This window comes from Phenylobacterium sp. (assembly GCF_030651755.1).
Lineage (GTDB): Bacteria > Pseudomonadota > Alphaproteobacteria > Caulobacterales > Caulobacteraceae > Phenylobacterium.
Window position 1 is genome coordinate 1 of record NZ_JAUSBZ010000135.1, and the last position, 8,345, is coordinate 8,345.

Annotated in this window: 8 protein-coding genes and 1 tRNA gene; 5 read left to right on the plus strand and 4 right to left on the minus strand. The window is 68.2% G+C overall.

The annotated features are described in order from the left end of the window. Window positions 1–324, minus strand: a 324-nt coding sequence (locus Q7V15_RS12665) for an SDR family NAD(P)-dependent oxidoreductase (protein ID WP_304756017.1), incomplete at its 3' end; no start/stop codon positions are given. A gap of 76 nt (window positions 325–400) precedes the next feature. On the opposite strand from Q7V15_RS12665, the gene Q7V15_RS12670 reads away from it, so the two are divergent. From Q7V15_RS12670 to Q7V15_RS12680, 3 genes are all read left to right on the plus strand, one after another. Beyond that, complete coding sequence (locus Q7V15_RS12670) at window positions 401–931, plus strand: gluconokinase (protein ID WP_304756018.1); 531 nt, start codon at window positions 401–403, stop codon at window positions 929–931. 218 nt (window positions 932–1,149) lie between these two features. After that, complete coding sequence (locus tag Q7V15_RS12675) at window positions 1,150–2,628, plus strand: carotenoid oxygenase family protein (protein ID WP_304756019.1); 1,479 nt, start codon at window positions 1,150–1,152, stop codon at window positions 2,626–2,628. Next, the gene (locus Q7V15_RS12680) at window positions 2,625–3,032 is read left to right on the plus strand and encodes a nuclear transport factor 2 family protein (protein ID WP_304756020.1); all 408 of its coding nucleotides are present in this window, start codon (window positions 2,625–2,627) and stop codon (window positions 3,030–3,032) included. Before Q7V15_RS12675 ends, Q7V15_RS12680 begins: the two co-directional genes overlap by 4 nt. Here the strand turns inward: Q7V15_RS12680 and Q7V15_RS12685 are convergent. The 3 genes from Q7V15_RS12685 to Q7V15_RS12695 form a co-directional block, all read right to left on the minus strand. Continuing rightward, window positions 3,029–3,994: a helix-turn-helix domain-containing protein gene (locus Q7V15_RS12685; RefSeq protein WP_304756021.1), complete on the minus strand. Its 966-nt coding sequence runs from the start codon at window positions 3,992–3,994 to the stop codon at window positions 3,029–3,031. The two genes, Q7V15_RS12680 and Q7V15_RS12685, sit on opposite strands and share 4 nt — an antisense overlap. A gap of 86 nt (window positions 3,995–4,080) precedes the next feature. Then, on the minus strand, window positions 4,081–4,899 hold the full coding sequence (locus tag Q7V15_RS12690; RefSeq protein ID WP_304756022.1) for a DUF1295 domain-containing protein: 819 nt from the start codon (window positions 4,897–4,899) through the stop codon (window positions 4,081–4,083). Between the two features lie 89 nt (window positions 4,900–4,988). After that, the gene (locus tag Q7V15_RS12695) at window positions 4,989–6,209 is read right to left on the minus strand and encodes an acetyl-CoA acetyltransferase (RefSeq protein ID WP_304756023.1); all 1,221 of its coding nucleotides are present in this window, start codon (window positions 6,207–6,209) and stop codon (window positions 4,989–4,991) included. Window positions 6,210–6,493: 284 nt separating this feature from the next. Between Q7V15_RS12695 and Q7V15_RS12700 the strand changes: the two genes are divergently transcribed. Both Q7V15_RS12700 and Q7V15_RS12705 read left to right on the plus strand, forming a co-directional pair. Next, window positions 6,494–6,569 (plus strand) — tRNA-Thr (locus Q7V15_RS12700). Between the two features lie 79 nt (window positions 6,570–6,648). Beyond that, window positions 6,649–8,345, plus strand: a 1,697-nt coding sequence (locus tag Q7V15_RS12705; RefSeq protein ID WP_304756024.1) for a DEAD/DEAH box helicase, incomplete at its 3' end; no start/stop codon positions are given.

The window sequence follows — 8,345 nt, forward strand, 5'->3', positions numbered from 1 at the left end:
ATCAAGCCTGGCGATGGGGGAGAAGACTGTGACCATGGCGCTGTTCACCCAGACATCGATAGGCCCGAGCGCCAGCTCGCCCGCATGGGCGGCCTGCCGCACCGCCTCGGCGTCGGCGACGTCGAGGGGCGCCACATGGACGCGGACCCCGAGCGCCCGCGCCTCGTCCGCCACGGCCTCCAGGGCGGTCTGACTCCGGGCCATCAGCAGAAGGGAGGCCCCGGCCCGGGCCGCCGCCAGGGCTGTGGCGCGGCCGACTCCGGCCGAGGCGCCGGTGATGGCGATGACCCGGCCGAAAAGCGCATCCTGAGTGTTCTGTCGCATGCAGGGGAAAGGTCTGACCCCGCGCAGGGTTCCGGGGCTGGACGGACCTTGCCCCAGCGTCCAGCGTTAGGCTGGCATGACCACGACCCCGATCCTGCTGGTGATGGGCGTTTCAGGCGCCGGCAAGACGACCATCGCCAAGGCCTTGGCCGAACGCCTGGGCTGGGCGTTTCTTGACGCCGACGATCTGCATCCCCCTGCCAACCACGCCAAGATGGCGATGGGCGCAGCCCTGGACGATGAGGATCGACGCCCCTGGCTGGCGGCGGTCGCGGCCTGGATCGCCGCGCGGCAGACTGAGGCCTGCCCCGCGGTGGTCGCCTGCTCGGCGCTCAAGCGAACCTATCGAGATCAGCTGCGGCGCGCCGCAGCCGACCTGCAGATCGTCTTCATCAGAGCTGAGCCAGAGCTGCTGGCCGAACGCCTCAGGCGCCGCCGGGGCCACTTCATGCCCCCGTCGCTGCTCGCCAGCCAGTTCGCCACCCTGGAGCCCCCCGCCCCGGAGGAAGGCGCCGTGGACATCGATGCGGCCCAGGCGCTCCCAGAGATCATCGACGCCGTAGTGAGCGAAATGGTCGCCCATCGGCGGCGGCCGGCGGCGCCCTGACGATCGCGGGGCTTCCTCACGAGGCATGCAGACCATTCACGCCAGCGCCCGTTCACGCCCCAACGGGACAGGCGTTCAAGCCAAGGCGCCATGCCGAACGGTCATGGTCGTGATGAGCCGCAGCGCCCTTCAACGACACGTCACTTGCGTAAAAAGACCTTCCTGCTAGGCTTTGGGCTGGCTCCCGGAGAGGAGCGCTGAGCTGAGGAGTCCAGGTCATGAAGTTGGAGCGTCTGCCACCGGTCCGCACCTCGTTGCAGCCGACAAACCACCCCTATCTGACCGGGGCCTGGACGCCGCTGCATGAAGAGGTCAACGCCGAGGACCTGCAGGTCCTCGAGGGTGTCATCCCGACCGATATCGACGGCGTCTATGTGCGCAACACCGAGAACCAGGCCCATCAGCCCCTCGGCCGCTACCACCCCTTCGACGGGGACGGCATGATCCACATGATCAGCTTCAAGGACGGCAAGGCCGACTATCGTAACCGCTTCGTCCGCACCCGCTGCTTCGAGGCCGAGCAGGAAGCCGGTCAGTCCCTGTGGGGCGGTCTGGCCGATGGACCTGGAGTCTCGGTGCGCCCGGGCTTCGGCGCCCATGGGAGCCTCAAGGACTCCTCCAGCACCGACGTGGTGATCCACGGGGGCAGGATCGTCTCGACCTTCTATCAGTGCGGCGAGGCCTACTGGCTCGATCCCGAGACCCTGGAACAGGGCGGCGTAGCCAGCTGGGCGCCCCTGGACGGGGTCTCGGCCCACACCAAGGTGGACGAAGCCACCGGCGAACTCCTGTTCTTCAACTACTCCAAGCAGGCGCCCTATATGCACTATGGGGTCGTCGATAAGGACGGCCGGCGGGTTCACTACACGCCCGTCCCCCTGCCCGGGCCGCGCCTGCCGCACGACATGGCGTTCTCCGCCAACTATTCGATCCTCAACGATTTCCCGGTGTTCTGGGATCAGGACCTGCTGGCCCAGAACATCCATGTGGTGCGCATGCATGAGGGCCTGCCGTCGCGGTTCGCCGTCATTCCCCGCTATGGAAATGAGGCCGACATCCGCTGGTTCGAGGCCGCGCCGACCTATGTCCTGCACTGGCTGAACGCCTATGAGGACGGCGACGAGATCGTCATGGACGGCTACTTCCAGGAAGACCCCTGCCCGGCGCCCCTGGCCGATGCGCCCCGGGGGCTGGCCCACATGATGGCCTATCTGGACGAGCACAGCTTCAAGCCCAAGCTGCACCGCTGGCGTTTCAACCTGAAGACCGGCGAGACCCGCGAGCATCACCTGGACGAGCGCATCCTGGAATTCGGGATGTTCAACCAGCGCTATGCCGGCAAGCCCTATCGCTACGCCTATTCCACCACCACCAAACCCGGCTGGTTCCTGTTCAACGGCTTCGTCAAGCACGACCTGGAGACCGGGGAGTCCTGGTCCTTCACCCTGCCCGAAGGCCAGTTCGCCAGCGAGGCGCCCTTCGTGCCGCGCATCGGCGCCACGGCGGAGGACGACGGCTATCTGGTCAGCTTCATCATCGATGAGACGACTGGAACCTCGGAATGCGTGCTGATCGACGCCCGGAAGATCGAGGATGGCCCGGTGGTGCGCATCGCCCTGCCGCACAAGATCTGCAGCGGCACCCACAGCGTCTGGGCCGACCGGGACTTCCTACGCAACAGTGTGGCCACAGCATGAGCCCCCAGGAGCATCAGGCCCTGGCCGAACGGTTCATCAGCGCTCTTGAGGCCGGCGACGTCGAGGCCGTGCGCGGCATCTACGCCCCCGACGCCAAGCTCTGGCACAACAATGACGAGATCGAGCAGACGGTGGACCAGAACCTGCGGGTCCTGGAATGGCTGATCCGCGCCCTGCCTGAGCGTCGCTACCGGATCGTGCGGCGGGAGATCCTGGCCGACGGCTTCCTGCAACAGCATGTGCTGGAGGGCGTGCTGGCCGATGGTGCGGCCTTCGCCATGCCCGCCTGCGTGGTGGTCCAGGCCCGGGACGGCAGGATCGTGCGCCTGGATGAGTATCTCGATCCCGCCGCGGGCGCGCCCCTGGCCGCCCAGGCGAGGCGCAAGACGGCGGAAGCCCTCTAGGCGTCCAGGGCCGCAGCGACGCTGTCGAGACCGGCCGGCTCGCCGCACTGGTCGCAGGTGATCTTCGCCTTCAGGGGCTGGCCGCAGGGCCGGTGATAGGTGATCAGCGGCGGCCCCTTGCCACCGGCCAGCCAACGATCGCCCCACCGGTTCAGCTCGGCGATCAGCGGATAGAGGTCCCGGCCCTGGTCGGTCAGCCGGTACTCCCACCGCAACGGCCTGTCCTGATAGGGAGCCTTGCGCAGGACGCCGAGCTCGACCAGCCGCGCCAGCCGGTCCGACAGAATGTTGGGCGCGATCCCCAGGGCCGATTGCAGATCGCCAAACCGCCGCCGTCCCATGAAGGCTGAGGCGATGATGTGGGAGGTCCAGCGGTCGCCGAGCACCTGGAAGGCCCGGTCGAGCATCGGATTTCCGAGATTCAGGGCGTCGGCCGGCACGATGGAGCGGCGCTGCGCCCGGGGCGGCTGGCTCGGCTCAACACCGGCGCCTGGCCCATCGATGACATAGACGTCCCGGGCCGTGACCACGTCGCCACAGCAGCCGCAGCGGTACTCCGGGGTGAAGGGCTTGCCGCAGGTGTGCCGGACCTGGTGGGCGGGGTGGGCCGGATCGAAGAACCAGCGCTTCTCCCAGCCGATGATCATCAGGGCCAGGCTGTAGAGGTCGCGGCCCATCTCCGTCAGGCGGTACTCTTCCCGGACCGGGCGTTCCTGATATCGGACCTTCTCCAGCACCCCGGCCGTCGTCAGCCGCCGGAGCCGGTCGGTCAACAGGCTGCGGGCCACTCCGATCTTGCCCTGGAAGTCCTCGAACCGCCTCACCCGCTGGAAGGCCAGATAGAGGATCATCAGAGTCCAGCGGTCGCCGAGGATGTTCAGCGCCCGGGTCGCGGAATTGGCCTGCACGAGCTGGGTCGTACGGCGTTGGTCCATGAACGGGCTAGAGCTGGAATCAGCCATGGGTTCTCGGCGTTGTGGGCGGCCGGACCCTTGGAGCATGGCGCCCCCTTGTCAACCCGCGGTACGCCGGGCCTGGGGCCCTGCCCTCAGGCCTCTTCCAGGGGTCGGGCGGGTTTGGGCGGCCAGGGAATGAAGGGCGAGGTGCGGCGGGCATAGTCCTCATAGGCCGGCTTGCGGCGGTGCATCCGGCCCTCGACCGTGGGCATGCCGCTCCAGCGGGTCAGGGTGTAGACGAGGAAGATCGGTCCCACGATGGCGAACAGACCGGGCGTCGTCTCCGCCGCCACCAGCCACAGGCCCCACCAGACGCAGGCGTCGCGGAAATCATTGGGGTGGCGCGTGTAGCGCCACAGGCCGGTGTCCAGCACCTTGCCCGCATTGTCCGGGTTTTTCTGGAAGCGGACGAGCTGCCAGTCGCCCAGGCTTTCGAAGAGAATGCCGAAAATGGCGATCCCCGCCCCCACATAGCCGATCACCCCAAGGCTCGCCGGCTCGTCGGCGATCTGGCCAAGTTGCACAGGCAGGCAGACCAGCCAGAGCAGCGGCATCTGCAGCAGGAAGACCAGGCGGAAGGAGGCATAGCCATAGTTCCAGCCGCGCTCGGCCTTGGCCTTCTGCATCATGCGGACGTAGCGGCGGTCAGGCCCGTGGTCTCGCCAGCGCCACAGGAGGTAGCCCCCCAGGCGCACGGCCCAGAGGGCGCAGATCACCGTGAGGACCAGGCGCCGCTCGGTATCGCCGCCGGTCTGGATGAAGGTGGCCACGGCCACAACACCCATGCCAAGGGCCCAGAGGCTGTCTACTGGCGTCGGGTCGCGCATGGCCCAGCAGGCCGCCCAGGCTAGGATGAACAGCACCAGCACCACCAGGGCGTTGATCCCCAGGACCGTCACGATTTCAAGCATGGTTCCCCCCGTCCCTCACCGAGGGACAATAGTCCGTCTTTCTATGCAAGCTACTAGACCTCTGAGCCGACCACAAGGCTCGGGCGCGGTCAGACGCCGACGATCAGGCTGACCGTTGTGGTGGTGGAGCCGCCGATATTGAGGGTCTGGCAGGTCCGGGCGCCGTCGACCTGGTAGTCGCCGGCCTGGCCGGTGACCTGCTTGCAGGCGTCAAGCGCCATGCGCACCCCCGTGGCCCCCACCGGATGGCCAAGGCCGATCAGCCCGCCCGAAGGATTGACCGGCAGGGCGCCGCCGATCTCGATCATGCCGGACTCCACCGCCTTCCAGGCTTCGCCAGGCGCCGTCAGGCCCAGATGATCGATGGCCATGTATTCGGTGATGGTGAAGCAGTCGTGGGTCTCGACCACGTCGATCTGGTCGAGCGCCGTGACCCCGGCCCGGCGACGGGCGTCCTCGATGGCCCGGCGGACCTGGGGGAAGACATAGGGCTGGTCGGCGCTGGCCCGGACCTTGGCGTCATAGGAGATGGGCGCCGAGCGATGACCCCAGCCCTTGATCTGGGCGAGGCTTTCAAGCGGGATCCCCCGGCGGGCGGCGTATTCGGCGGCCTTGCGGTCTGACGCCAGGAAGACCACGGCGGCCCCGTCGGTCACCTGACCGCAGTCCTGCTTGCGGGTGCGGCCCTCAACCACGGGATTGGCCTCGTCATCCAGGGTGAAGCTGTCCTCGCCGAAGGCCCACTGCCGCGTCTGGGCGTTAGGATTGCGCTTGGCGTTCTCGAAATTGATCTGGGCGATGCGCATCAGGTGCGCGGAATCGAGGCCGTAGCGGCGCTCATATTCATCGGCCAGATCGGAAAAGGCCCTGGGCCACAGGAAGGTGGCGTCCTGGAACTCATGACCGGTCCAGGCCGCCGCCCCCAGATTCTGCGCCGCCTGCTGGCCCGACACGTTCCGCATCTGCTCCAGACCCACGACGCAGGCCAGGTCATAGCGGCCGGCTTCCAGCTCGGCCGTGGCCGCCAGGATGGCGACGCTGCCCGAGGCGCAGGCCGCCTCGTGCCGGGAGGTGGGCAGGCCGTCGAAGTCGGGATGCACCAGGCCGAAGAACCCGCCCAGCAGACCCTGGCCGGCGAACAGGTCGCCAACGAAATTGCCCACATGGCCGGTCTCGATGTCCCGGGGCTCCAGGTCCACCGCCGCCAGCCCCGCCCCCACCGTCTCGGAAAAGGCGTCGGCCAGATCGGCCCCCTGGCGGGCCCAGTTGGCCGCGAAGTCGGTCTGCCAGCCGCCCAGAATATAGACCATGGTCGTCTCCTCCAGCCGCTGCGGCTCTTCTGATTTGTCCGTCTGATTATACAAGCAACCTGCCAGACGCCAAGCGCGGCTCCGACCCGACCGCCGCCCCGGCGCGCAATTGGCCGCACCGCCGCGAGCCTTACCTGGGGCGATGGGCCTTGGCGCCGGTGCGACGACGTGGCATCGGTCGCCGCACAAACGTCTTGTGGTCTGGTCTTTCGTTGCGTCGCCCATCCAAATGGGGATGCCAGCGGGCGGGGTCGCACGGCGATCTCTTTGATATTGCTAGGTTCGCCGGTTTAGCTCAGCTGGTAGAGCAGCGGTTTTGTAAACCGAAGGTCGCGGGTTCGAGTCCTGCAACCGGCACCATTTTTCGTCCCCAGGCGATATCAAGACAGAGGACGCCCGCGCCGACCGGCGCTGGCTCACCACCGGAAAGAGGATTCCGATGTCATTTCCCGCCACGCACCCGGCGCTCAGCCGGGCGCTCGAGGCGCAAGGCTATGCGACCCCGACCCCCGTCCAGGCTGCTGTTCTTGAGGCGCCTGAAGGCCGCGACCTGCTGGTCTCGGCCCAGACCGGATCCGGCAAGACCGTCGCCTTCGGCCTGGCCGCCGCGACCACCCTGCTGGGTGAAGCCGAGCACTTTGAATACGCCGCGGCCCCTCTGGCCCTGGTGATCGCGCCAACACGAGAACTCGCCCTGCAGGTCAGCCGCGAACTGGAGTGGCTCTACGCCCACGCCAAGGCTCGGGTGGTCACCTGTGTCGGCGGCATGGACGCCCGGCGCGAGCAGCGGGCGCTGGCCGCCGGCTGCCATATCGTCGTTGGCACGCCCGGCCGCCTGCGCGACCACCTGGAACGGGGCAATCTCGACCTGTCGGCCCTGAAGGTCGCCGTCCTCGACGAGGCCGACGAAATGCTCGACCTGGGCTTCCGGGAAGACCTGGAAGAGATCCTGGATTCCACTCCGGTGGAGCGCCAGACCCTGCTGTTCTCGGCCACCATCGCCAAGGACATCGTGACGCTCGCCCGCCGCTATCAGCGCGAGGCCACCCGGATCGACACCACCCGTCGGGACGAGGCCCATGGGGACATCGCCTATCGCGCTGTCCGCGTGGCCCCCAATGAGGTCGAGAAGGCCGTCGTCAACCTGCTGCGCTATTACGAGTCCCCCGGCGCCCTGATCTTCTGCGCCACCCGCGAGGCGGTGCGTCACCTTTACGGCGCCCTGCGCGAGCGCGGCTTCTCGGCCGTCCAGCTGTCGGGCGAGCTGAGCCAGAAGGAACGGGCCGACGCCCTGCAGTCCCTGCGCGACGGCCATGCCCGGGCCTGCGTGGCCACCGACGTGGCCGCCCGCGGCCTCGATCTGCCGGACCTCGGCCTGGTCATCCATGCCGAACTGCCGGTGAACAAGGCCGGCCTTCTGCACCGCAGCGGCCGCACCGGCCGGGCCGGGCGCAAGGGCGTCTCGGTCCTGGTGGTGCCCTATACCCGCCGCCGCAAGGCCGAACAGCTGCTCGCCTCGGCCGGTGTCGAGGCCGAATGGGTCGGGCCGCCGTCCGGGGAGGAAATCCGCCTGCGCGACCAGGAACGCCTGCTGGCCGATCCGATGCTGAATGAGGCCCTGACCGGGGAAGACCTGACGCTCGCCCAGAAGCTGCTGGCTGAACGGGGCGCCGAAGCCGTGGCCGCGGCCCTGGTTCGCCTGCACCGGGCGCGGATGCCGGCCCCGGAAGAGCTGTTCGACGATGTCCGTGATCGCTCGCCGTCCGAGCCCCGGCCTGCCCGACCGGAGCGTGGTCCTAGGCCTGACGCGATCAGCGACGGTGTCTGGTTCCGCATGCCCATCGGGCGCAGCAAGAACGCCGATCCCAAGTGGATCCTGCCGATGATCTGCCGCCTGGGTCACGTGACCAAGAAGGACATCGGCCAGATCCGCATCTTCGACCGTGAGACCAAGTTCGAGATCTCCAAGGAGGCCGAGAGCCGGTTCCGGGAAGCGGTCAAGGCCGCCGGTCCGAACATGGAAATTCCCGTGGAGCCTAGCGAGCCCCCCGGCGCCGCCCCGCCCCGTCGCCCTGGCCCGCCCCGCGGCCGTCCGGAAGGCGGGGACGCCCGTCCGCCGCGCCGCGACTTCGGCCC

Coding starts and splice junctions, on each gene's coding strand:
- Q7V15_RS12690 (WP_304756022.1), bottom strand. CDS start 4,899: ATGCTTGAAATCGTGACGGTCCTGGGGATCAACGCCCTGGTGGTGCTG.
- Q7V15_RS12695 (WP_304756023.1), bottom strand. CDS start 6,209: ATGGTCTATATTCTGGGCGGCTGGCAGACCGACTTCGCGGCCAACTGG.
- Q7V15_RS12685 (WP_304756021.1), bottom strand. CDS start 3,994: ATGGCTGATTCCAGCTCTAGCCCGTTCATGGACCAACGCCGTACGACC.
- Q7V15_RS12670 (WP_304756018.1), top strand. CDS start 401: ATGACCACGACCCCGATCCTGCTGGTGATGGGCGTTTCAGGCGCCGGC.
- Q7V15_RS12675 (WP_304756019.1), top strand. CDS start 1,150: ATGAAGTTGGAGCGTCTGCCACCGGTCCGCACCTCGTTGCAGCCGACA.
- Q7V15_RS12680 (WP_304756020.1), top strand. CDS start 2,625: ATGAGCCCCCAGGAGCATCAGGCCCTGGCCGAACGGTTCATCAGCGCT.